18 protein-coding genes are annotated in these 21,063 nt (G+C 67.9%); 5 read left to right on the top strand and 13 right to left on the bottom strand.

Going from position 1 to position 21,063, the window contains the following annotated elements; genetic code table 11:
* Window positions 1–56 precede the first annotated feature (56 nt).
* On the top strand, window positions 57–566 hold the full coding sequence (locus ACIBK2_RS45285; RefSeq protein WP_396977387.1) for a hypothetical protein: 510 nt from the start codon (window positions 57–59) through the stop codon (window positions 564–566).
* Between the two features lie 58 nt (window positions 567–624).
* On the opposite strand, the gene ACIBK2_RS45280 is transcribed toward ACIBK2_RS45285, so the two are convergent.
* Window positions 625–1,458: a tRNA (adenine-N1)-methyltransferase gene (locus tag ACIBK2_RS45280; protein ID WP_396977385.1), complete on the bottom strand. Its 834-nt coding sequence runs from the start codon at window positions 1,456–1,458 to the stop codon at window positions 625–627.
* Between the two features lie 80 nt (window positions 1,459–1,538).
* On the opposite strand from ACIBK2_RS45280, the gene ACIBK2_RS45275 reads away from it, so the two are divergent.
* The gene (locus tag ACIBK2_RS45275; RefSeq protein WP_396977383.1) at window positions 1,539–2,450 is read left to right on the top strand and encodes a RecB family exonuclease; all 912 of its coding nucleotides are present in this window, start codon (window positions 1,539–1,541) and stop codon (window positions 2,448–2,450) included.
* Between the two features lies 1 nt (window position 2,451).
* Here ACIBK2_RS45275 and ACIBK2_RS45270 read toward each other — a convergent pair whose 3' ends face one another.
* From ACIBK2_RS45270 to ACIBK2_RS45250, 5 genes are all read right to left on the bottom strand, one after another.
* Window positions 2,452–2,610 carry a hypothetical protein gene (locus ACIBK2_RS45270; protein WP_396977381.1) on the bottom strand — a complete coding sequence of 53 codons (159 nt, stop codon included), beginning with the start codon at window positions 2,608–2,610 and terminating at the stop codon, window positions 2,452–2,454.
* Window positions 2,611–2,850: 240 nt separating this feature from the next.
* Window positions 2,851–4,059: a YeiH family protein gene (locus ACIBK2_RS45265; RefSeq protein WP_396977379.1), complete on the bottom strand. Its 1,209-nt coding sequence runs from the start codon at window positions 4,057–4,059 to the stop codon at window positions 2,851–2,853.
* Complete coding sequence (locus ACIBK2_RS45260) at window positions 4,059–4,193, bottom strand: hypothetical protein (RefSeq protein ID WP_379290350.1); 135 nt, start codon at window positions 4,191–4,193, stop codon at window positions 4,059–4,061. Before ACIBK2_RS45260 ends, ACIBK2_RS45265 begins: the two co-directional genes overlap by 1 nt.
* A 125-nt stretch (window positions 4,194–4,318) precedes the next feature.
* Entirely contained in the window at window positions 4,319–5,170 is an 852-nt protein-coding gene (gene hisG / locus ACIBK2_RS45255; RefSeq protein WP_396977376.1) for an ATP phosphoribosyltransferase, read from the bottom strand.
* Window positions 5,171–5,218: 48 nt separating this feature from the next.
* The gene (locus tag ACIBK2_RS45250) at window positions 5,219–5,500 is read right to left on the bottom strand and encodes a phosphoribosyl-ATP diphosphatase (protein ID WP_174412539.1); all 282 of its coding nucleotides are present in this window, start codon (window positions 5,498–5,500) and stop codon (window positions 5,219–5,221) included.
* 97 nt (window positions 5,501–5,597) lie between these two features.
* Here ACIBK2_RS45250 and ACIBK2_RS45245 point away from each other — a divergent pair, with 97 nt between their 5' ends.
* Window positions 5,598–6,563 (top strand): NAD(P)H-dependent flavin oxidoreductase, encoded by a 966-nt coding sequence (locus tag ACIBK2_RS45245; RefSeq protein WP_396977374.1) that lies wholly within the window; start codon window positions 5,598–5,600, stop codon window positions 6,561–6,563.
* Between the two features lie 71 nt (window positions 6,564–6,634).
* Here the strand turns inward: ACIBK2_RS45245 and ACIBK2_RS45240 are convergent, their stop codons facing one another.
* The 6 genes from ACIBK2_RS45240 to metH all read right to left on the bottom strand — a co-directional run bounded on the left by ACIBK2_RS45240 (window position 6,635) and on the right by metH (window position 16,938).
* Entirely contained in the window at window positions 6,635–8,449 is a 1,815-nt protein-coding gene (locus ACIBK2_RS45240; protein ID WP_396977372.1) for a choline/carnitine O-acyltransferase, read from the bottom strand.
* Window positions 8,446–9,282, bottom strand: a complete 837-nt coding sequence (locus ACIBK2_RS45235; protein ID WP_396977370.1) for a class I SAM-dependent methyltransferase — start codon at window positions 9,280–9,282, stop codon at window positions 8,446–8,448. The genes ACIBK2_RS45240 and ACIBK2_RS45235 overlap by 4 nt, the downstream gene beginning before the upstream one ends.
* 61 nt (window positions 9,283–9,343) lie before the next feature.
* Window positions 9,344–10,207: an arpA protein gene (locus ACIBK2_RS45230; RefSeq protein ID WP_396977368.1), complete on the bottom strand. Its 864-nt coding sequence runs from the start codon at window positions 10,205–10,207 to the stop codon at window positions 9,344–9,346.
* A gap of 149 nt (window positions 10,208–10,356) precedes the next feature.
* On the bottom strand, window positions 10,357–11,028 hold the full coding sequence (locus ACIBK2_RS45225; RefSeq protein ID WP_396977366.1) for an HAD family hydrolase: 672 nt from the start codon (window positions 11,026–11,028) through the stop codon (window positions 10,357–10,359).
* A 117-nt stretch (window positions 11,029–11,145) separates the two neighbouring features.
* Window positions 11,146–12,864: a protein kinase gene (locus ACIBK2_RS45220; RefSeq protein ID WP_396977364.1), complete on the bottom strand. Its 1,719-nt coding sequence runs from the start codon at window positions 12,862–12,864 to the stop codon at window positions 11,146–11,148.
* 477 nt (window positions 12,865–13,341) lie between these two features.
* Window positions 13,342–16,938, bottom strand: a complete 3,597-nt coding sequence (gene metH / locus ACIBK2_RS45215) for a methionine synthase (protein WP_396977362.1) — start codon at window positions 16,936–16,938, stop codon at window positions 13,342–13,344.
* Between the two features lie 149 nt (window positions 16,939–17,087).
* Between metH and ACIBK2_RS45210 the strand changes: the two genes are divergently transcribed.
* Both ACIBK2_RS45210 and ACIBK2_RS45205 read left to right on the top strand, forming a co-directional pair.
* Window positions 17,088–17,972, top strand: a complete 885-nt coding sequence (locus ACIBK2_RS45210; RefSeq protein ID WP_396977361.1) for a PAC2 family protein — start codon at window positions 17,088–17,090, stop codon at window positions 17,970–17,972.
* A gap of 184 nt (window positions 17,973–18,156) precedes the next feature.
* Entirely contained in the window at window positions 18,157–20,682 is a 2,526-nt protein-coding gene (locus ACIBK2_RS45205; RefSeq protein ID WP_396977399.1) for an AMP-binding protein, read from the top strand.
* Here the strand turns inward: ACIBK2_RS45205 and ACIBK2_RS45200 are convergent.
* Entirely contained in the window at window positions 20,629–20,934 is a 306-nt protein-coding gene (locus ACIBK2_RS45200) for a hypothetical protein (protein ID WP_379290330.1), read from the bottom strand. The two genes, ACIBK2_RS45205 and ACIBK2_RS45200, sit on opposite strands and share 54 nt — an antisense overlap.
* Between the last annotated feature and the right edge of the window lie 129 nt (window positions 20,935–21,063).

Raw genomic sequence — 21,063 nt, 5'->3', positions numbered from 1 at the left:
GCCCTAACCCGCACTCGGTGAGCCCGCTCGCCGACCGAGCCGAAAGGTTGCTGAATATGCTCCTTCCCGCCAGAACCCTCCGCGTTTCTCTTGCTACCGCTGCCGCCGCCCTCGCCGTTACCGCCGGGCTGGTCGGCTGTAGTTCCGATGACAACAAATCCGATGCCAAGGTCTCTTCCACCAGCACAGTGGCCTCGACCAGCGCCGCGCCTGCCGCTGCCGCTGGCGCGCCGACCCCGGAGACGCTGCAGGCGGTGCTGGTCAAATTGTCCGATCCGGCCGTACCCACGGCGGACAAGGCCAAGCTGATCGTCGACGGCGAAAAGCGCACGGCGAACATCGATCAGATGAACAAGGGGCTGGCCGGTTACGCGCTGACCTTCGCAGTGGCGGATGTCACAACGCAAGGCACCACCGCGAACGCGCAGGTGACCATCAACTCGCCGCACGGCGCGGCGCCCGCGGTGCCGATCAGCTGGGAGAACGTCGGCGGCACCTGGAAGCTGTCGGACGCAAGCGGCTGCCTGCTGCTCGGCTTCGCGCAGGCGCCCTGCGTCCCTGCCTGATCCGCGATGACGGCCGAGGGTGGTGTGCGGACACCCTCGGCCGCGTTCAGACGGCGCGTCAGCCCTTCGAGGGCCTGCGCTGCGGCTTGGGGGTCACCGTGCCCTCGGCGAGCCTGCGCGCGCTCACCAGGAACGCCGTATGGCCCTGCATACGATGCTCGGGGCGCACCGCGAGGCCGACCACGTGCCAGCCGCGCACGATCGATTCCCAGGAGCGCGGTTCGGTCCAGCACTCCTGTTCGCGCAGCGCCTCCACCACCTTGGACAACTGGGTAACGGTTGCCACGTAGATGATCAGCACGCCGCCGGGGACCAGCGCCTTGGAAACCGCGGGTAGCGCGTCCCACGGCGCGAGCATGTCCAGCACGGCGCGATCGACCGGTTCACCCGCGTAATCGGCTACGTCCCCGACGGTCAGCGACCAGTTAGCGGGACGTTCGCCATAGAAAGTTTCGACGTTGCGGATCGCGTGATCGGCGTGATCCTGGCGGATTTCGTACGAGACCACCTCGCCCTGCGGCCCGACAGCACGCAACAGCGAACATGTCAGCGCGCCGGAGCCCGCGCCGGCCTCCAACACCCGCGCGCCGGGGAACATGTCGCCCTCGTGCACGATCTGCGCGGCGTCTTTCGGGTAGATCACGGCGGCACCGCGCGGCATCGACAGCACGTAGTCGACCAGCAACGGGCGCAGGGCCAGATACGGGGTGCCGTTGGTGGAGTTCACCACGGTGCCCTCGTCGGCGCCGATCAAGCTGTCGTGCTTGATCCCGCCCCGATGGGTGTGGAACTCCTTGCCCTCCTCCAAGACCACCGTGTACAGGCGCCCTTTGGCATCGGTCAGCTGTACCCGGTCACCGAGGGTGAATGGCCCGGTCCGTCTGGCCGTCATGAATCTCCGTTCGCTGGCAGAGCAGTGCTCTGAATAAGTCGAACACCGGCGTGTCGGTGCCGCCGGATAGCCTGCCAGGTATGAGCTCGCCCGTGTCCACGCCCCCTACCGACGGCGCGCAGGCGTCCGATGCCGGTGCGGCGGCGAGCCGGTCGCGCCCGGCGCTGTCGCCTTCGCGGGCAATGGATTTCAAGCAGTGTCCGCTGAAGTACCGGCTGCGGGCGATCGATCGGATTCCCGAGCCGCCGAATCGCAACGCGCTGCGCGGCACGGTGGTGCACGCGGTGCTGGAGGACCTGTACGGGCTGCCCGCGGTGCAGCGGGAGCCACAGCGGGCAGCGGGGCTGATCGTGCCCGTGTGGGCGCGGATGGCGGCCGAATGGCCCGAGGTGACCGAGCTGATCACCGAGGCCGAGCTGGACGGTTTCCTCGGCGAGGTGCGCGCGCTGGTGCAGGCGTACTACCGGCTGGAGGATCCGACGCGCTTCGATCCGGAGTCGCGCGAGGCGCGGGTGGAGGTCGAGCTCGCGGACGGAGTTCTATTGCGCGGCTTCGTCGATCGGATCGATGTCGCGCCGACCGGACAGTTACGCGTGGTCGATTACAAGACCGGCCGCGCGCCCGGACCCACCCAGGAGACCAGGGCGCTGTTCCAGCTGAAGTTCTACGCGCTGGTGGTGCTGCGCACCCGCGGCATCGTGCCGACCCAGCTGCGGCTGATCTACCTGGCCGACGAGCAGATCCTCACCTACGCCCCCGACGAGGAGGAGCTGCTCCGCTTCGAACGCACGCTGTCCGCGCTGTGGGCCGCCATTCTGGAGGCCGGTCGCACCGGCGACTTCCAGCCGAACACCAGTTGGCTCTGCTCCTATTGCGACTACAAACCGCTCTGCCCCGAATTCGGTGGCACGCCACCGCCTTACCCGGGCTGGCCGGTCGGCGGGACCGGTGAGTCGCCGGACGAGACCCTGGCGGACGCGGTCGCGGACTGACCTATCGACCGGCCCCCAGAATGAAATCCAATGACGTGCCATGGGATCCGATGATCGCCACCGCGACGATCAGCACCACAACCCCCACCACATCACCGACCACGATCAGTACGTTCCGAATGCGCAGCCATCGGCTGCCCTGTTCGGCCTCCGTCGTCATCGACGTCCTTCCCTGCGTCCGTGCGGGGGCCCGTGGCGGCGCCCCGACGTTCTCCGTGTGTATATCGCCCGACACATCGCACAGTGTCGCCGACACACCATGAAGTTTTCGTGAAGACTCGCGGAATAGGCCGCCGAGCCCCACCGCCACGCGCACAACTCCTCGTGCCGCGCACGGAATCGCCAACAATTCCGTGCGCAGCAGACTACAACGCGCGTGACGGCAATGCGAGCACTGCGCTCAGAGGGTGAAGTTGCGGAACAGCAGGACGGAAAGGCCCAGTCCGACAGCCAGGTTGACCACCACCGCGGAGCCGAAGACGACGATCGGCCGCCACCCGGCTTCGCGCAGGCCGCGCAGCGAGAACTCCAGCCCGATGGAGACGAACGCGAAGATCAGGAACCAGGTGCGCAGGTCGTTGATGATGAGAATGTGCGCGGCGCCGGACTTCCTGTCGGCGGATTGCAGGTAGAGCGTGCCGATCACCGAGGCGGCGATGAAGCCGAGCACGAACTTGGGGAACCGCTCCCAGAATTGCCGCGCCGAGGGCCGGACCGAATCTGCGGAGCGTTCCACCTTCAAGGTGAAGTACGCGGTCAACGCGATCGCGACGATGCCGATCAGCGCGTTCTGCGTGGTCTTCACGATGGTGGCGATCTGCAGCGCCTTCTCCCCCGCGATGGCGCCCGACGCCGCGACCGCCGCCGTGGTGTCGATATTGCCGCCGATCCAGGCGCCGGCGACCGCGTCGGACAGCCCGAAAACGTCGGCGAGCCAGGGCAGTACGAAGATCGACGGCAGCGCGAAGATGATCACCAGCGAGGCCGCGTAGGCGATCTGCTCGCGCTTGGCCTGCACCGCACCGGCCGCCGCGATGGCCGCGCTGACGCCGCAGATGGACACCGCCGAGGACAGCAGCGCGCGCAACTTGTCGTCGAGCCCGAGCCGCCCGCCCAGCCACCAGGTGAACCCGAACACCGCGGTGATCAGCAACAGCGCCTGCAGGATCGACGGACCCGCCGCGGTCACCAGGATCTTCAGATTGATCGAGGCGCCGAGCAGCACCACGCCGGTCTTGATGAAGAACTCGGTGCGGAACCCGGCCGAAAGCCGGTCGCGCAGGGCGAGTTTGGACAGGATGACGTTGCCGAGCAGGCCGATCGCGATGGCGTACACCGGGAACTCGATCGACTTGGCCACCCGTTTGAACGGCGTGTCCGCCGCCCACTGCGGGACGTGGGTGTCGAAGAATCGGGTCAGCGCGCCGAGCGCGAGGACGACCGCGATCCCCGCCACGATCGCGCCTACCGTCGGCCGCGAGACCGCCTGCAGTGCCGCCGTTTCCGACTTCACCTGATCGGAAGTGGCGGCGTCCGTGCCGGTTTCGGTGGCAACGCTTCCGGCCGCATCCTCCGGCGAATTACCTTCCCGCGCTTCAGTATCCGACATCACGGCACCAGCCAATCCGGAATCGCGCCGACCAGGACCAGCGCGATCAGCGCCAGCCCGGCGACCGCCGCCAGCCAGTCCTCACTCCAGGCGAATGTGCTCCCCGACCGTTCGTCGGGCGATGTCTGTGACACGGGTGTGCTCCTTGCGTTCCTCATCGAGAGGCCGCACGGTAACAACACCCGGTCACCAGGCACACCGGTTGCGTTCAGCGTGAATTATTCACGCATATAAGACAAAACAGACGGCGATAATCCGCTCAGAAGGCGCGGCAGGAGCGGATGTCGAAGGCCAGGATGGCCTTGGCGCCGAGCTCGGCGAGCTGGTCCATCACCTCGTTGCCCTGCTTGCGCGGCACCATCGCGCGGATCGCCACCCAGCCGTCGTCGGCCAGCGGCGACACCGTCGGCGACTCCAGGCCCGGCGTGATCTTGACCGCCGCCTCGAGCAGCTCCTTCGGGCAGTCGTAGTCGAGCATGATGTATTGCTGACCGAACACCACGCCCTGCACGCGCGCGATGAGCTGATTGCGCGCACGCTCCTGCTGATCGGAGCCGGTGCGTTCGATCAGCACGCCCTCCGAGTCGCACAGCGACTCACCGAACGCGACCAGGTTGTGCTGACGCAGCGTGCGGCCCGAGCCGACCACGTCCGCGATGGCGTCGGCGACGCCGAGCTGGATGGAGATCTCCACCGCGCCGTCGAGGCGGATCACCTCGGCCTGGATGCCGCGCCGCTGCAGATCGCTGAGCACCAGGTTCGGGTACGAGGTGGCGATCCGCTTGTCGTAGAGGTCATCGACCGTCCAGGCCTGCCCGGCCGGTGCGGCGTAGCGGAAGCTGGAGCGGCCGAAGCCGAGGCCGAGCCGTTCGCTGACCGGCGCGCCGGAATCGAGCGCGAGGTCGCGGCCGGTGATGCCGAGGTCGAGTTCGCCGGACCCGACATAGATGGCGATGTCCTTGGGCCGCAGGAAGAAGAATTCCACCTGGTTGGCCGGGTCGAGCACGGTCAGGTCGCGCGAATCGGTGCGCCTGCGGTAGCCGGCCTCGACCAGGATGGCGGTGGCGGCTTCGGACAGGGCGCCTTTATTGGGGACTGCGACGCGCAGCATGGGATGGGGTCCTTTCGGGAGCAGAAACTACGGAGTAAGACGCGGCCATCACAGATGTCGGTACACGTCTTCGAGCTTCAATCCACGACCAACCATCAACACCTGCACCCAGTACAGCAGCTGCGAGATCTCCTCGGCGAGCGACTCGTCGCTCTCGTGCTCGGCGGCCAGCCAGACCTCGCCTGCCTCCTCGAGCACCTTCTTACCCTGGCTATGCACGCCCGCGTCCAGCGCGGCAACGGTTCCGGACCCCTCGGGGCGGGTAACCGCACGATCCTGCAGCTCGGCGAACAGGGTTTCGAAGTTCTTCACGATGAGCCATTGTTTCAGACCGGTGTGCGGGACCGTTGCTCCGGCCCGTGCCAGCCCGGACTCACCGCCGCCGCGACGCACTGGCGACCGGGAAACGGCCGGGCATGATGGTTTCATGCCCTTTCGCACCGCGCTGACCGAACTGTTCGCTCTGCGTCATCCCATCGTGTCGGCGCCGATGGGCGGCGTGGCAGGCGGTGCGTTGGCGGCCGCCGTCTCGAATGCCGGCGGGCTCGGCCTGGTCGGCAGCGGGGATCGAGACTGGCTGACCCGCGAGCTGTCGATTGTCGCGGACACCGCGCGTTCGGCCTGGGGTGTCGGATTCCTGAGCTGGGCGGTCGACCTCGACACGGTGCGATGGGTGCTCGATGAGTACCGACCGCGCGCGGTAATGCTGTCGTTCGGCGATCCCGCACCGTTCGTCGAGGCGGTGCGTGCCGCGGGCGCGGCGCTCATGGTCCAGGTCACCGACCACGACGAGGCCCGCCGCGCCGTCGACGTCGGCGCGGACGTCATCGTCGCGCAGGGCGGCGAGGCGGGCGGGCACGGTGCCGGGCGTTCCACGATGACGATGGTTCCCACCGTCGCCGATCTCGCGCATCCGACGCCGGTGCTCGCCGCGGGCGGTATCGCGGACGGCCGCGGGCTGGCGGCCGCGCTGGCGCTCGGCGCCGCGGGCGTCATGGTCGGCACCCGGTTCGAGGCGACGCACGAAGCGGTGCTCATGCCCGAGCAGGCCAAGGCGATCGTGGCCGCCCGCGGCCACGACACCTCCCGCAACCGGGTGTTCGATATCGCACGCCGATCACCGTGGCCGTCGAAGTACACCGCGCGCATGCTGCGCAACGAGTTCTTCGACGACTGGCACGACCGCGAGGACGAGCTGCGCGCGGACACCGCCGCACAGGATCGCTACCTCGATGCCGTGGCCACTGGCGGGGCGGCAGCCCCCGTCTGGGCAGGCGAGGCCGTCGATCTCATCAGCACGATCGACTACGCCGCCGAGGTCTTGAGCAAGATCGCCGAGGAGGCCGAGGTCGCGCTCGGACGCGCGGCGCGCCGACAGATCGACAACGTCTGACCCGAGTCGGGTACGGAAGACGCTTCCGTCGCCCCAGCGAATACCGGGGCGACGGAAGCGTTTTCGACCGGTCAGCTCTCGCTGAGCAAGGCCTCCAGATCGGCCACCGCGGTGCGCAGGTGCTCGGCGAAGGCGTGCATCTGGTCCGCGACCGTGGTCGGCGTGGCCAGGTACAGATTCCAGCGGTCCGGCAGCAGGACGTAGGCGACGCCGATGCAGCGCGGGCTGGTGGAGCCGAAACCGAAGTAGCTGATGTTGACCGACGGCGCCGAGCTGGTGCTCAGGTAGTCGTCGCGCATGATCACCCAGCCGGGGCTGTCGTAGAGCGGAATCGGCTCGGTGACACCGAGTTCCGCGCCGCGACGGCGTTGGATCCACTGCAGTTCCCACAGGTGCTGCTCGGGCGCGGCACCTGCCTGGCATTCCTTGGCGCGCGCGACGTGTGCGGCGGCCGCGGTGCGTGCGGCGGCGAGCTTGGCCGACTGATCGACTGCCTCGTCCTGCACGGCGTCGACGAATGCCACCATCTCCGGCGTGATCACCCGCATGGCCTCGGTGCGGCCGTTGCGGTACTGCCGGGTGGCGATGGATTCGTAAGTGGCGCCGGTGATTCCCTTGCTGCGCCGATGCGCCAGCTGATAACTCAACTGCGCGAAGGCATCCGGGGAGATGCGGAGCTGCTTGGCGCGGGTCGTGCCGAAGTCCGCGAAAGAGACCGTCTGCGTGGCGTTGTCGGCGGCATACTGGGCGAATGCGGCACCGGCGGCGGCAATGTCGTTGCGCTGCGCCGCATCCAGCACGAACTCGATCGGCTCGACCGCGGGCAGCCCCTGCGCCCGCGCCCCGGAACGCTCGGCGTGCTCCTGCGCCGGAACCTCCAGCATCGCGTCCACGAAGGACAGGATGGTGGTGCCGTCCAGTCCGCAGTGCTCGACATTGATGCCCGCCTGGCCGTCGCCGAAGACGATGAACGACACCGCCTTGTCGAACCACCGATTCGCGCTGTCTCCGTGCAACAGCTGGTCACACGCGTGCTGCTCGTCGCGCGGGGCGAAGTCCTCCAGACAGACGCAGAACAGCGCGGTCTCGATCGTGTCCAGTGCCGCGGCGTTGGTCGGCTCGGCGAGCAACTGCTGCCTGCTCGCCGCCCACTCGGCGCGCGCCTTGGTGGTGAGATGCCCTACCGCGGAATCGGTTCGGGTCGACCGTGCGCCCGCCTTGAGCACCTCGCGCAGCCCGTCGGCCAGGTCGTCGAGCGAGTACGGCGTGCCGTCCGGGCCGAGCACGTCCATCCGGAACATGCTGCCGCGGAAGAACACCACCACATGCTTGGCGTCCGACGGGCCCGGCCATTCCGCGCTGTAGGGCACCCGGACGCTGTCCTGCGTTTCGCCGGGAATCCGGGTCTCGGAGAACAGGTACTTGTTCTGCCACATCGACAACGCCTGCCCGCGCTGCATGACCGGCGGGATCGCTTCGACGTCGAGGGATCGCTTGTAATCCACTGCGGCCGACATGATCCCGGCCGCCCGATCCACCTGGGTGGCGGCGGTCGAGGCGGCCAGGGTGGTGTCGTCACGGAAGAGGAAGAAGAAGTTGGCGTTCAACGCGATCCGATCGCGCCTGCCCAGGTAGCGGGACGGCCAGAACAGGTCCAGCCAGCTGCCGACGCCGGGGGTGGCGTCGTACTCGGCCAGCGCCGCGTGCAGGGTGCGGCCCGGGCCGTCCGCGCGCAGCAGGTCGTCGACCGCCGCCTCGGTGGTGGCGAGTTCGTCGGCGGTCAGCAGCGGTGCGCACCATTGTAGGAATCGGGCGCAGCTGTCCTCCAGCGTCGGCAGGGGTACCCGGGGCAGGGTGTCGTCGGCGGCGAAGGTGCGTTCGGTCAATGCTGGTCCTCGGTGTCGGCGTGGTGCTTCGGCAACGGTCGCGATAGGTACAGGCCGGCGTAGAGCCAGCCTTCGGTCTCTCGGTCGGTGGTGTCGATTCCCTTGGCGGACAGGGTGTTCAGCACCTGGGTCTGCTCGGCCGCGGAGGCGAACCTGCGCTGCTCGAACAGTCCGGGCGCCTGCTCGGTCCGGTAGCCGAGCGCGGCGAGTTCCGCGGCGATCGGCGCGAAGTCGAACATGCGCAGCACGAAGTGTGCCATCCATGGTCGCCGACGCGGATGCGCGGTCGCGACCCGGGCCAGAGTTTTCTCGGTGACGTAGCCGATGCAGCCGGTGGAGATGATGATGTCGGCGGTGGCGAGCAGCTCGCGCTGTTCGTCGGTCGGTTCGCCGGACTCCAGGTCGGCGTGCACGGTGTCGTGCAGCAGACCCGTCTGCTGCGCGTAGGCGAGTGCGGGCGCGGAGGCGTCCATGCCGAGGAAGCGGACGTCGGCGAGACCGTCTCTGCTGCCGAGTATCTCGCGGTCGCGGGCGATGAGGGCGGCCGGATCGCCGTCCGCGGTGCGGTAGTGCTCGGCGAGTTCCCGCATGGTGGTGTCGAAGCGGAGCAGTGCCGCGTTGACACCATAGGAGCAGCCGATGTCGAGCACGGTCGGGGTGGTGACGCGGGCCGAGGCGCGGTACTCCCGAATCTGCTGCTGGAAAACGGGTTTCGCCAGTTCCGGAATGCGATAGTCGAGGTCGGACATGCGGGCGTAGTAGTCGCGTGGATCGGGACGATCGTAGATGTCGTCGAAGGAGGCTTTCCCGGTCGTGTGTAACGGCACTGCCACAGTCGTTCCTCTCGGGTCGAGCGGTAACTCCCGATCACTGGGATCGATCGGGCCGTTCGGCTCAGTCGAGCAAGCGGTCGCCGCGGACAGCGTCGGCCGCGGCGGCCAGATGGTCGGGTAGTACGCGGCCGAAGAGTTGACGGGTGCGCTCCACCGTGCCGATGACGCCCGGCCGGTCGGTGTAGGCGAAAATCGCCGAATGTCGTTGCGTGGCACCGGCGACGGGCGACACGCGGTGCAGCGAGAAGCGACCCTGGAACAGCTGCAGGTCGCCGGGGCGCAGGTCGAGCCGCTGGATCAACCGCTCGCCCGTGCCGGTGAGCACGGCGCGCACGTCGTCGAGGTGCTCGGCCTGCGGCGTGCGAATGTTGGGGCAGTACTCGAAGATTCCACCCGACTCAGCGGGCTGGGTCAGCATGCTGACGGTAAATTCGTTGGTGTCGAAGTGCCACGGGTGCGACATGCCGGGCGCGACCACGTTGAGGCACAGGCCCGCCAGCGGGTCGGCGAACTCGTGCAGCTCGGCCAGCCCGAAGCAGTCCGCGACGAAACGCTGGAAGCGCGTGTCGGTGTACAGCTGATGGATCAGCGCATCGCCGGGGATGCGGTCGCGCGGCACGAACGCGTTGCCCCGGTCCAGCACGATGCGCCCCGGATGGTCTTCTGGCAGTTCGGTATCCAGCGGGATGTTGTAGGCGTTGACCCGCTCGACCTCGTAGTACGCGTGCGGCGCCATCGCCTCGCCTTGCGCCCGCAGCGTTTCGGTCAATTCCGTTCGGATGAAGCCGCGCAGCACGGTACAGCCACTCGCGGCCAATTCCGCCCGAGCGAGTTCCACAGCGGCGCGCCGACCGGCGTCCGCGGAATTCGCGAGGGGATACCGTGCGGTATCAACGATCTCGTCGAGGACACCCAACGCTGCCATGGCGACATTCTGGTAGAGCCGACCACCGACACGCCCGGGATTGGGCGAGATTGCCGGTGATCGCGGTCACACCTACCAGCAGCACGCACTCCCGTTGCGGCACAGTAACTCTCGATGGCGCGCGGTCGGGAGTGTCGAACGGCGACCGCTCAGCCGCGCTGCTTCAGCGCTTGTTCGAGGTCATCGACCGTCAGCCCGACCAAGGTGTCGCGAAAGCTGCGGCCGGGTTCGTCCGGCACCGAAATCTCGCACGGGATCACGATCACCGCGCAACCCGCGGCCTGCGCCGCGCGGGTGCCAGTCGGCGAATCCTCCACCGCCACACAGTCGCGCGGATCGACGCCGAGCAGTTCGGCGGCGCGCAGATACACGTCCGGTTCCGGCTTGCCGCGCGTCACCTCGTCGCCGCAGACCGACACGTCGAAGAAGTCGCGGCCCAAGGTGTCGAGCCCGTACTCGGCGAGCGACCGCTTGGTATTGGTGACAAGCGCCGACTTCAGCCCGGCGGCCCGGACCAACCCCAGCGCGTCTTTCGCGCCCGGCCGCCACGGGATGGGGCCGGTCATCAACTCGGTCACCCGGTGCTCGATGAACTGCCCCGCGGCGCGCACCGCCTCGGGTGTCGGCTCGATGCCGATGCCGGTGAACAGCAGCCGCAGCGCGTCCGGTCCGGACGCACCGATGAACGTGTGCCGGAGCTCGGCGGTCAGCTCCCGGTCGTGCTGGCCCGCGAGTTCGCGCATAGCGATATCCCAGAGCTTCTCCGAATCCAGGAGCGTGCCGTCCATATCCCATAGAACAGCGACTGGTCGCGCGGTCACACATCTCCTCGTTCGAGTTACCGATCAGGCCGTAGCCACGATAACCGCCGCACCCGATGCACCACCGTGGCCAGTTGCGTAGTTGTGGCCTCTACCACGTCGAGAGGAGCGCTTTGCTTACGTTCCCGAAGCGGTGATCAGCATGCGGCCGTTCTCGGCGGCGACCTGGAACCAGCGGGTCTCGTTCACTGTCTCGCCGCTCTTCTTCACATAGGTGAGCGAGGCAACCGCGCGGTTGTCGCCGTTCGGCGTCACCGAGCGAACGGTGATCGAGCTGATCGTGCCCCACCACCGGACGTACTCGTTGTAGCCACCGGCCACGCCCTGATACGCGGGCGAGAGCTGGGACCACGCGGCACTGGGATTGCCGGGGAGCATGCCGTAGTAGCCGGACACGAACTGGGAAACCTTCTCCGGCGTCGGCGGACCGAACGGCGTCGCGCTGATGGTCGGCGATGGCGTCGTCGGCGGCGCGGACGAGGGCGGGGCCGACGAGGAAGGCGGGGCCGACGACGGCGTTGGCGTGCCGCTCGGCTGCTGCGACGGCGCGGGGTTGGTGACCGGCACGGGCGACTCCGGCTGCCCGGGGCCCGCCGCGTTCGGCGGCTGCGCCGGGACGTCGACGGACGAGGACGTACTCGTGTTCCCCGGCGGCGTCGCGGTGTCGGTGCTCTTGCGATCGTTGGTGACGAAGGCGATGAGCCCGATCACCGCGAGCACCACGACGAACGCGACACCCGCCATGGCCAGCGAACGGTTGCGCGACGGCCCGCTGCCAGGGCCGCCCGGCAGCGTCGCACCGCTGCGCGGCGGGACCGGCGGCTGTGCGGAAACGGATTCAGCGACAGGCGGATTGGTCAGCGCGGCGGTCGGCACCACGGTGGTCGCGTCGTTCGCGTTGCTGCCTGCGGCGTCGGCGCCCGGCTGCGGGCTCGGTTGTGGCAGCACGGTGGTCGCGTTGTCGGCGCCAGGGGCGGGCAGCGCCTTGGTGAGCGCGGGCGTGCCGAGACTCGGAACCCGGCCCTCCGCAACGGCTTCCAGCGCCTTCTGCGCCTCCCGCATGGTCGGGCGCGCGTCGATGGTCGGGGCGAGTAGTCGCAGCAGGACGGGCCCGAGCGCACCGGCGTGCTCGGGCGTCGGTATCTGTCCGCGCGCGACGGCGTGCAGCACGGCAAGGGGGTTGTCGCCCTCGCCGAACGGCGGCAGGCCCTCCACGGCGGCGTAAAGCGTTGAGCCGAGGGCGAATACGTCGGAGGCGGGCTCCGGGTTCTCGCCGCGCGCCACCTCGGGCGCGAGGTAGGCCGGAGTGCCCGCGAGGAAGCCGGTGGCGGTCACAGTGACATCGCCGACGGCACGGGAGATGCCGAAGTCGGTGATCTTCACGGTGCCGTCGTCGCCGACGAGCAGGTTCGCCGGTTTCACGTCGCGGTGCATGATGCCCGCGTCGTGCGCGGCGGCCAGCGCGCCGGCGGCCTGCGCGCCGATGCGGGCGACCTCGACCGGCGACAGGGTGCGCTTGCCGGAGAGCTTGGCCGCGAGGCTCGGCGCGTCCATGTATTCCATCACCAGCCACGGCTGGCCGTCTTCCTCGGCGACGTCGAAGACGGTGATCGCGTGCGGATGGTGCAGCCTGGCCGCGATGCGACCCTCGCGCATGGCGCGCAGCTTGGCCTCCAGTGCCGCCGTGCGCGACAAGCCGGGCCCGAGAATGAGCTGCTTCACCGCGACCGTGCGGCGCAGGCGGACGTCCGTGCCGCGCCAGACCACGCCCATAGCGCCTGTGCCGATCGGATCCGTGAGTCGATACCGTCCCGCGATCAATCGGTCCGCCGTCATGCTGTTGTGCCTTCCTGCTTACGCGCCGAGCTGGTACTGCAGTGGCGCGAAACGCCGGGAAATCCCCGAAAACGCTACGCGCCGTAGTCCTTTACACCCGTAAGCAGCGATGGCGACGCACCCGCCGACTGCCCCGGATGCAGTTGCAACGCTTCCGACAATGGCATACCCACCCGACACACATCCACCTCACCAAAAGTCCCCGGGTGATATCCCAGGTCAGCGCCCCGCCACGCCGAGACACGAAATCCGCTCGGCGCGTCGGGATTTGCCCAAATCATGGCATACGAGCAGGTAGCCAAGGTCCTTGCGGTACGCGAACAGTGTTCCGTGACACCGTGACCACGATCACTATCCACCGACCGGTCCCATAACCGATTCGGCGGCGACCGCACGCGCGTTCGACCGCACACCCGCCGTAGCGAGCGCGCGGCTAACGCGACGGCGGCGCCGCCGGGAAAGGTCCGCCCGCCGAACTCAGGCGTTGAAGTACTTCGCCTCGGGATGCAGCAGGACGAAGGCATCGGTGGACTGTTCCGGATGCAGCTGGAGCTCCTCGGACAGCACGACGCCGATGCGGTCGGCCTCGAGCAGGTCGACCAATTTGGCACGGTCGTCCAAGTCCGGGCAGGCGCCGTAACCGAAGGAGTAGCGCGCCCCGCGATAGCCGAGTTTGAAGTATTCGAGGACGTCGCTGGGGTCGTCGTCGGCGACCGCATGCCCGTCCAGGGTCAGTTCCTCACGCACCCGGCGATGCCAGTATTCGGCCAGGGCCTCGGTGAGCTGGACGCCGATGCCGTGCACCTCGAGGTAATCGCGGTAGTTGTCGGCCGCGAAGAGTTCGTTGGCGAAGTCGGCGATCGGCTGGCCCATGGTGACCAGCTGGAACGGCAGCACGTCCACCTGACCGGTCTGCTCGGCCCGCTCGCGCGACCGGATGAAGTCGGCGATGCACAGGAAGCGATCGCGCTGCTGACGCGGGAAGGTGAACCGATAGCGTTCGGGCGCACCGGGATTCGGTTCGGTGAGCACGATCACGTCGTCGCCCTCGGACACGGCCGGGAAGTACCCGTAGACCACCGCGGCATGCTGCAGCACGCCCTCAGTGCTCAGCCGATCGAGCCAGGCGCGGAAGCGCGGCTTGCCCTCGGTCTCCACCAGTTCCTCGTAGCTCGGTCCCTCGCCGCCGCGCTGGCCGCGCAGGCCCCACTGGCCGAGGAACAGCGCGCGCTCGTCGAGCAGGCCCGAATACTCGTGCAGCGCCAGGCCTTTCACCACCCGGGTACCCCAGAACGGCGGCGTCGGCACCGGCACATCGGCGGCCACATCGGAACGCGCGGGCACCTCGATCGGCACCTCTTCGGCCTTGCGCTGCTCGGCGATCCGCTTGGACCGTTCGTGGCGCGCCTTGCGCTGAGCCGCCTTCTCCCGCTCGGCGATCGCCTCGGGGCTGTCCGGGTCGATGCCGCCGCCGCGCTTGCGGGTCATGATGTCGTCCATCAACCGCAGGCCCTCGAAGGCGTCGCGGGCGTAGTGCACATCGCCCTCGTACACCTCGGTCAGGTCGTTCTCGACATAGCCTCGGGTGAGCGCCGCGCCACCGAGCAGCACCGGGAACTGCTCGGCCACGCCCTTGGTATTGAGCTCCTGCAGGTTCTCCTTCATGATCACCGTCGACTTCACCAGCAGCCCGGACATGCCGATGACGTCGGCTTTCTTGTCCACGGCGGCGTCGAGGATGGTCGCGATGGGCTGCTTGATGCCGAGGTTGACCACCTCGTACCCGTTGTTCGACAGGATGATGTCGACCAGGTTCTTGCCGATGTCGTGCACGTCGCCCTTGACCGTGGCCAGCACGATGCGACCTTTGCCGCTGTCGTCGGTGGCCTCCATGTGCGGCTCCAGGTAGGCGACCGCGGCCTTCATCACCTCGGCCGACTGCAGCACGAACGGCAGCTGCATCTGGCCGGAGCCGAACAGCTCACCGACGGTCTTCATGCCGGACAGCAGCGTCTCGTTGATGATCTGCAGCGGCGGCACCTCTTGCATCGCCTCTTCGAGGTCGGCCTCCATGCCGTTGCGCTCGCCGTCGACGATCCGGCGTGCCAGCCGCTCGAACAGCGGCAGCAACGCCATCTCCTCGGCCCGCGAGGCCCGCGACGACGAAGTCGACACGCCCTCGAATAGCCCCATCAGTACCTGCAGCGGGTCGTAGTCCTCGCCGCGACGGTCGTACACCAGATCCAGCGCGACCTTGCGCTGCTCGTCCGGGATGCGCGCCATCGGCAGGATCTTCGACGCGTGCACGATCGCGGAATCCAGTCCGGCCTGGACACATTCGTGCATGAACACCGAATTCAGCACCTGGCGGGCCGCGGGATTCAGGCCGAACGAGATGTTCGACAGGCCGAGCGTGGTCTGCACCGCCGGATGCCTGCTCTTCAGCAACCTGATGGCTTCGATGGTTTCGATGCCGTCCTTGCGCGACTCCTCCTGGCCGGTGCCGAGGGTGAAGGTCAGCGTGTCGATGATGATGTCGCTTTCCAGCACACCCCAGTTGCCGGTGATGTCCGCGATGAGCCGCTCGGCGATCTCCACCTTCTTCGCGGCGGTGCGGGCCTGGCCCTCCTCGTCGATGGTCAGCGCGACCACGGCGGCGCCGTGTTCGGCGACCAGCTGCATGGTCTGCTGGAAGCGGGACTCCGGGCCGTCGCCGTCCTCATAGTTCACCGAGTTCACCGCGCAGCGGCCGCCGAGGTGCTCCAAACCCGCCTTCAGCACCGGGGTTTCGGTGGAGTCGAGCATGATCGGCAGCGTCGAGGAGGTGGCCAGCCGGGCGGCCAGCGCCTCCATGTCCTTGGCGCCGTCGCGACCGACGTAGTCGACGCACAGATCGAGCATGTGCGCGCCGTCGCGGGTCTGGTCCTTGGCGATGTCCAGGCACTTCTGCCAGTCCTCGGCCAGCATCGCATCGCGGAAGGCCTTGGAGCCGTTGGCATTCGTGCGCTCGCCGATCATCATGACCGACGCTTCCTGCTCGAACGGCACCGCCGTGTACATGCTGGACACGGCGGGCTCGTGCAGCGGGCTGCGGCGCTCGTCGAGCGGGGGCAGCTTCGGCTCGATCTCGCGGACCGCCTCGGTCACCTGCCGGATGTGCTCGGGCGTGGTGCCGCAGCAGCCGCCGACCAGCGCCAGCCCGAACTCGGAGACGAAGCCGCTCAGCGCGACCGCGAGCTCCTCCGGGGTGAGCGGGTATTCGGCGCCGTTCTTACCGAGCACCGGCAGGCCGGCGTTGGGCATCACCGACACGGGGATCTGCGCGTGCCTGGACAGATGCCGCAGATGCTCGCTCATCTCGGCCGGGCCGGTGGCGCAGTTCAGCCCGATCATGTCGATGCCGAGCGGCTCCAGCGCGGTGAGGGCCGCGCCGATCTCGCTGCCGACCAACATGGTGCCGGTGGTCTCCACGGTCACGTGCGTGATGATCGGAATGCGACGGCCGAGCTGGCGCATCGCCGCCCGGCTGCCGGTCACCGCCGCCTTGACCTGCAGCAGGTCCTGACAGGTCTCGATCAGAATCGCGTCCGCGCCGCCCTCGAGCATGCCGAGCGCGGATTCGGTGTACGCGTCGCGCAGCGCGGTATAAGGAGCATGGCCCAGCGTGGGCAGCTTGGTGCCGGGGCCCATCGAGCCGAGCACATAGCGCGGGGTCCCGTCGGCGGACGGGCCCATCTCGTCGGCGACCTCGCGGGCCAGCCGGGTGCCGCGCTCGGACAGATCACGGATGCGGTCCGCGATGTCGTAGTCGGCCAGGTTCGGCAGGTTGCAGCCGAAGGTGTTGGTCTCCACCGCGTCGGCGCCCGCCTCGAAATACGCGCGGTGAATGCTGCGCAGCACGTCGGGGCGGGTGTCGTTGAGGATTTCGTTACAGCCCTCTAAACCTAGGAAGTCGTCCAGGGTGAGGTCGGCCGCCTGCAACATCGTGCCCATCGCACCGTCACCGATCACGACGCGGCGGCGCAACGTGTCGAGTAGCGTGGTGTCGAACTCGGCGGGGACAGACGCAGACATGCGATCAAGCGTAATGGTCGGGTGCGACAGTGCAGCTCGGCGCGTCGCGTGTGGAGGGACACACCTGGCCAACTCCGCTGCCGCCGAACACGCCGGGCCCGGCCACGGCATACGACACGCCAGTTCCCCGCACACATTAGGCTGACCGAGTGAACCCCAGTGAAACTCCCGATCCGGAACTGCCTACATTGCGGGAACCGGTGCTGGTTGCGGCCTTCGAAGGCTGGAACGACGCGGGCGACGCCGCAAGCGGCGCCGTTGAGCATCTGGAATTGATCTGGGACGCCGAGCCGCTAGCCGAACTCGATTCCGAGGACTACTACGACTATCAGGTCAACCGGCCGACGGTCCGGCAGGTAGACGGCGTGACCAGGGAAATCCAGTGGCCATCCACCATGCTGTCGGTCTGCTCGCCGCCCGGCAGCGACCGCGACATCGTGTTACTGCGCGGCATCGAGCCCAATATGCGCTGGCGCTCGTTCTGCGAGGACCTGCTGGAATTCATCGAACAACTCGGCGTGCAAACCGTCGTCATCCTGGGCGCGCTGCTCGCCGATACCCCGCACACCCGTCCCGTTCCGGTCACCGGCTCCGCCTATAGCAAGGAAGCGGCCGAACGCTTCAACCTCGAGCAGACCCGCTACGAGGGACCGACCGGCATCACCGGTGTGCTGCAGGACCAGTGCGTGAAGGCGGGCGTGCCCGCGGTGTCGTTCTGGGCCGCGGTGCCGCACTACGTTTCGCAGCCGCCGAACCCGAAGGCCACCATCGCGCTGCTGCACCGGGTCGAGGACGTGCTCGATATCGAGGTGCCGCTCGGCGAACTGCCCACGCAGGCCGAGGAATGGGAGACCGCGGTCAACGAGATGACCACGGGCGACGACGAGGTCAGCGAATACGTGCGCTCGCTCGAGGAGCGCGGCGACGCGGCGGTCGACGTGAACGAGGCGATGGCCAAGATCGACGGCGACGCCATCGCGGCCGAGTTCGAGAAGTACCTGCGCAGGCGAGGTCCCGGCAGCTTCGGACTCTGACCCGGCAGCTTCGGACGCTGCATCAAGGCAGTTTGCCCGGTGTTCACCGGGGGGCCGCTTGTCGGCCGGAAAGTGGCTGCCCCCTATCCTTTTTCCGGTGACCTTTCACCGGATCGTCGCACACCTTCGTAGTTTCGACGACCGGATCGCCATCCTCTGCACGCTATCTCCACCGGCGAGCGTCATGGCAGCGGAACCGGTGGCGGAAGATTTGCGGCAGGTCACCTACGCGCAGCTGGCGACGCTCGTCGAGGAGTTCGCGGCCGAGCTCGGACCGACCCGGCGACTCGTCGCGCTCGCGGCCCGCAACGACCTCGCCTCGCTCGTCGGGTATCTCGGCGCGCTCAGCGCGGGTTGCGTTGTGCTGCTCACCTCGGCAGTCACCGACGAGTTGGTGACCACCTACGATCCCGATGTCGTCATCGAGGACGGCAGGCCGGATGTGCGGCGCGAAACCTCCGCGCATGCCTTGCATCCGGATCTCGCGCTGCTGCTGAGTACTTCGGGTTCCACCGGGTCGCCGAAACTGGTTCGGCTGTCCTCGGCGAACCTGCTGGCCAATGCCGCCTCGATCGCCGAGTACTTGACCATCGGACCAGATGATCGGGCATCCACGACGCTGCCGATGTTCTACTGCTACGGACTGTCGGTGGTGCACAGCTATCTGCTGCGCGGCGCGAGTCTGCTACTCACCGAACGGTCGGTACTGGACGACGCGTTCTGGGACGAGTTCCGCGCCTGCCGCGCAACATCTTTCGCGGCCGTGCCCTACACCATCGATCTGCTGGACCGAATCGGCTTCTCCGACATGGAATTACCCGATCTGCGTTACGTCACCCAGGCGGGCGGCAGGCTCGCCCCCGAGCGGGTCCGCGAGTACGCCAGGCTCGGTAAGGATTCGGGCTGGGATTTCTTCGTCATGTACGGCCAGACCGAGGCGACCGCCCGAATGGCCTACCTGCCACCAGATTTGGCGGCAGAACGGCCCGACTGCATCGGCGTGCCGATCCCCGGCGGCGAATTCAGCCTGGAACCGATCGAAGAGACAGGCGGGCACGAGCGCGGCGTCGACCTCGGCGGGCACGGCAACACCGAAACACCGCACGAGCTGGTCTATCACGGACCCAACGTCATGCTCGGTTACGCCACCAGCCCCGCCGATCTCGCGCTCGGTCGCACGGTAACCGCTTTGCGCACCGGCGATCTCGCGCGCCGCACCCCCGAGGGGCTGTATCAGGTGATCGGCAGGCGCAGCCGATTCGCCAAGATCTTCGGCCTCCGCATCGACCTGCAACGCCTCGAAACCGGTCTCACCGCAGCGGGTTTCACCGTTTGCTGCACCGACGACGACGAATTACTCGTCGTGGCCGTGGAAAGCCCCGCCACCGACCCGACCGACACCGCCGCCCAACTGGCCGGGCTGCCCGCCGCGTCCGTAAGGGTCTGCCCCGTCGACGAATTGCCGCGACTGCCCAGCGGCAAGCCGGACTACCCCGCCGTGCGCACGCTGTCCGCGCCCGCACCACCGACCCGGGACATCCGCGCGCTCTACGCCACCGCCCTCGGCCTCGACCCGGCACTGATCCGCCCGGACAGCACCTTCGTCGCTCTCGGCGGCAATTCGCTGACCTACGTGACCACCGCGGCGAGAGTCGAACGCGCGCTCGGCAAGCTGCCCACCGACTGGCCGACCATGACGATCGCCGAGCTGGACCGGATCCCGCACGGCGGCAGCCGGTTGGGCCGCACCCTCGACACCGGCACGCTGCTGCGCGCCGCCGCCATCGTGCTGGTCGCGAGCTCACACATCGGCCTCTATGTGCTGTTGGGCGCCGCGCACGTGCTGCTCGGGGTCGCCGGATTCAACTTCGCCAGGTTCGCGGTGACCGCCGCGCCGCGTGCCGAACGGTTGCGACACGCGCTGCGCACGGTCGCGCTGATCGCCGTGCCGACCGCCGTCTGGGTAGCCATCACGTTGCTGTTCACCGACTACTACGGCTGGCAGAACGTGTTGCTGCTCAACAAGATTCTGGGGCCGTTCGACAGCGACACCGCGGGGCACCTCTGGTTCATCGAGGTGCTCGGGTATTTCATGGTCGTCGCGGCGCTGCTGATCCGGATTCCGCTGGTGGACATGCTCGAGCGGCGCGAACCGTTCTGGTTCGCCATGGGCCTGCTCGCCATCAGTGTGCTGCTGCGCTTTCAGCCGTTCGGCCTCTATCCGGCGACGGATGTGCCGTACTCGCCGCTCGCCGCCTGGTTCTTCGCCCTCGGCTGGGCCGCCGCGAAGGCGACGTCGGGGTGGCAGCGGCTGCTGGTGAGCGCTGTCCTATTGGCCTGTGTGCCCGGCTATTTCGACACGACGGACCGGGAACGACTGGTCATGGCCGGGCTGCTGGTGCTGATCTGGCTGCCCGCGATCCGGGTGCCCGCCCTGGTGGCCATCGCCGCGGCGATTCTCGCCGACAGCTCGCTGTTCGTGTATCTCCTGCATTGGCAGGTATATCCGCTGTTCGGGCAACACCATGTTGCGGCGTTGCTCGCCTCGCTGCTGGCCGGTGTGGCCGCGACAAGGATGCTTGCGGGAGTGCGACGGCGGTGCGAAATGTCCAAGCGCTGGGTGGTGTCCCTGCGGTCGGGCCTGCCGTCGGGTCGATCAGGTCTCGATGGTCCAGATCTGCGCCGCCGCCTCGCGCGCCAGTTTCGCTAGCAGAATATCCCGCGGGATCGTCTGGCCGGCAAGGTGATCGAGCGACGGAACCACGACGTGGTGCGCGTCTGCTCGCTTGAGCTCCTGGGTCAGCTCGACGAATGCCGCGCCGTCACCGGAAGTCGATTCATGGAACGTTGCGGCGAAGCAGAGCCCCTCTTCCCGGGCGAGGGTGCTCATCGCATCCTCTAGCTCTTCGCTGTGGCCATCGGCCAAATCGTCACGCAAGTATCCATAGATCAACGCTTCCACCCGAACCTCCGTTGGATTGGGTACCGCTGTCCTTATGTGGATCTCCCCATTGTGGGGCACTGCGCCTTGCAAGGACAGATGCAATTGCATCTGGTTGAGACGATACGTGTCCGGCTAACTTTCCGCTCT

It is taken from the genome of Nocardia sp. NPDC050175 (genome assembly GCF_044459885.1).
GTDB lineage: Bacteria > Actinomycetota > Actinomycetes > Mycobacteriales > Mycobacteriaceae > Nocardia.
Note: the sequence above shows the minus strand (reverse complement) of the source record. Positions and strands in the feature narration are given on the sequence as shown.

What these genes read in the sequence shown, in the direction of transcription:
- ACIBK2_RS45285 (WP_396977387.1), top strand. Translation starts at nt 57, where the DNA reads ATGCTCCTTCCCGCCAGAACCCTCCGCGTTTCTCTTGCTACCGCTGCC.
- ACIBK2_RS45280 (WP_396977385.1), bottom strand. Translation starts at nt 1,458, where the DNA reads ATGACGGCCAGACGGACCGGGCCATTCACCCTCGGTGACCGGGTACAG.
- ACIBK2_RS45275 (WP_396977383.1), top strand. Translation starts at nt 1,539, where the DNA reads ATGAGCTCGCCCGTGTCCACGCCCCCTACCGACGGCGCGCAGGCGTCC.
- ACIBK2_RS45270 (WP_396977381.1), bottom strand. Translation starts at nt 2,610, where the DNA reads ATGACGACGGAGGCCGAACAGGGCAGCCGATGGCTGCGCATTCGGAAC.
- ACIBK2_RS45265 (WP_396977379.1), bottom strand. Translation starts at nt 4,059, where the DNA reads ATGTCGGATACTGAAGCGCGGGAAGGTAATTCGCCGGAGGATGCGGCC.
- hisG (WP_396977376.1), bottom strand. Translation starts at nt 5,170, where the DNA reads ATGCTGCGCGTCGCAGTCCCCAATAAAGGCGCCCTGTCCGAAGCCGCC.
- ACIBK2_RS45245 (WP_396977374.1), top strand. Translation starts at nt 5,598, where the DNA reads ATGCCCTTTCGCACCGCGCTGACCGAACTGTTCGCTCTGCGTCATCCC.
- ACIBK2_RS45230 (WP_396977368.1), bottom strand. Translation starts at nt 10,207, where the DNA reads ATGGCAGCGTTGGGTGTCCTCGACGAGATCGTTGATACCGCACGGTAT.
- ACIBK2_RS45220 (WP_396977364.1), bottom strand. Translation starts at nt 12,864, where the DNA reads ATGACGGCGGACCGATTGATCGCGGGACGGTATCGACTCACGGATCCG.
- metH (WP_396977362.1), bottom strand. Translation starts at nt 16,938, where the DNA reads ATGTCTGCGTCTGTCCCCGCCGAGTTCGACACCACGCTACTCGACACG.
- ACIBK2_RS45205 (WP_396977399.1), top strand. Translation starts at nt 18,157, where the DNA reads ATGGCAGCGGAACCGGTGGCGGAAGATTTGCGGCAGGTCACCTACGCG.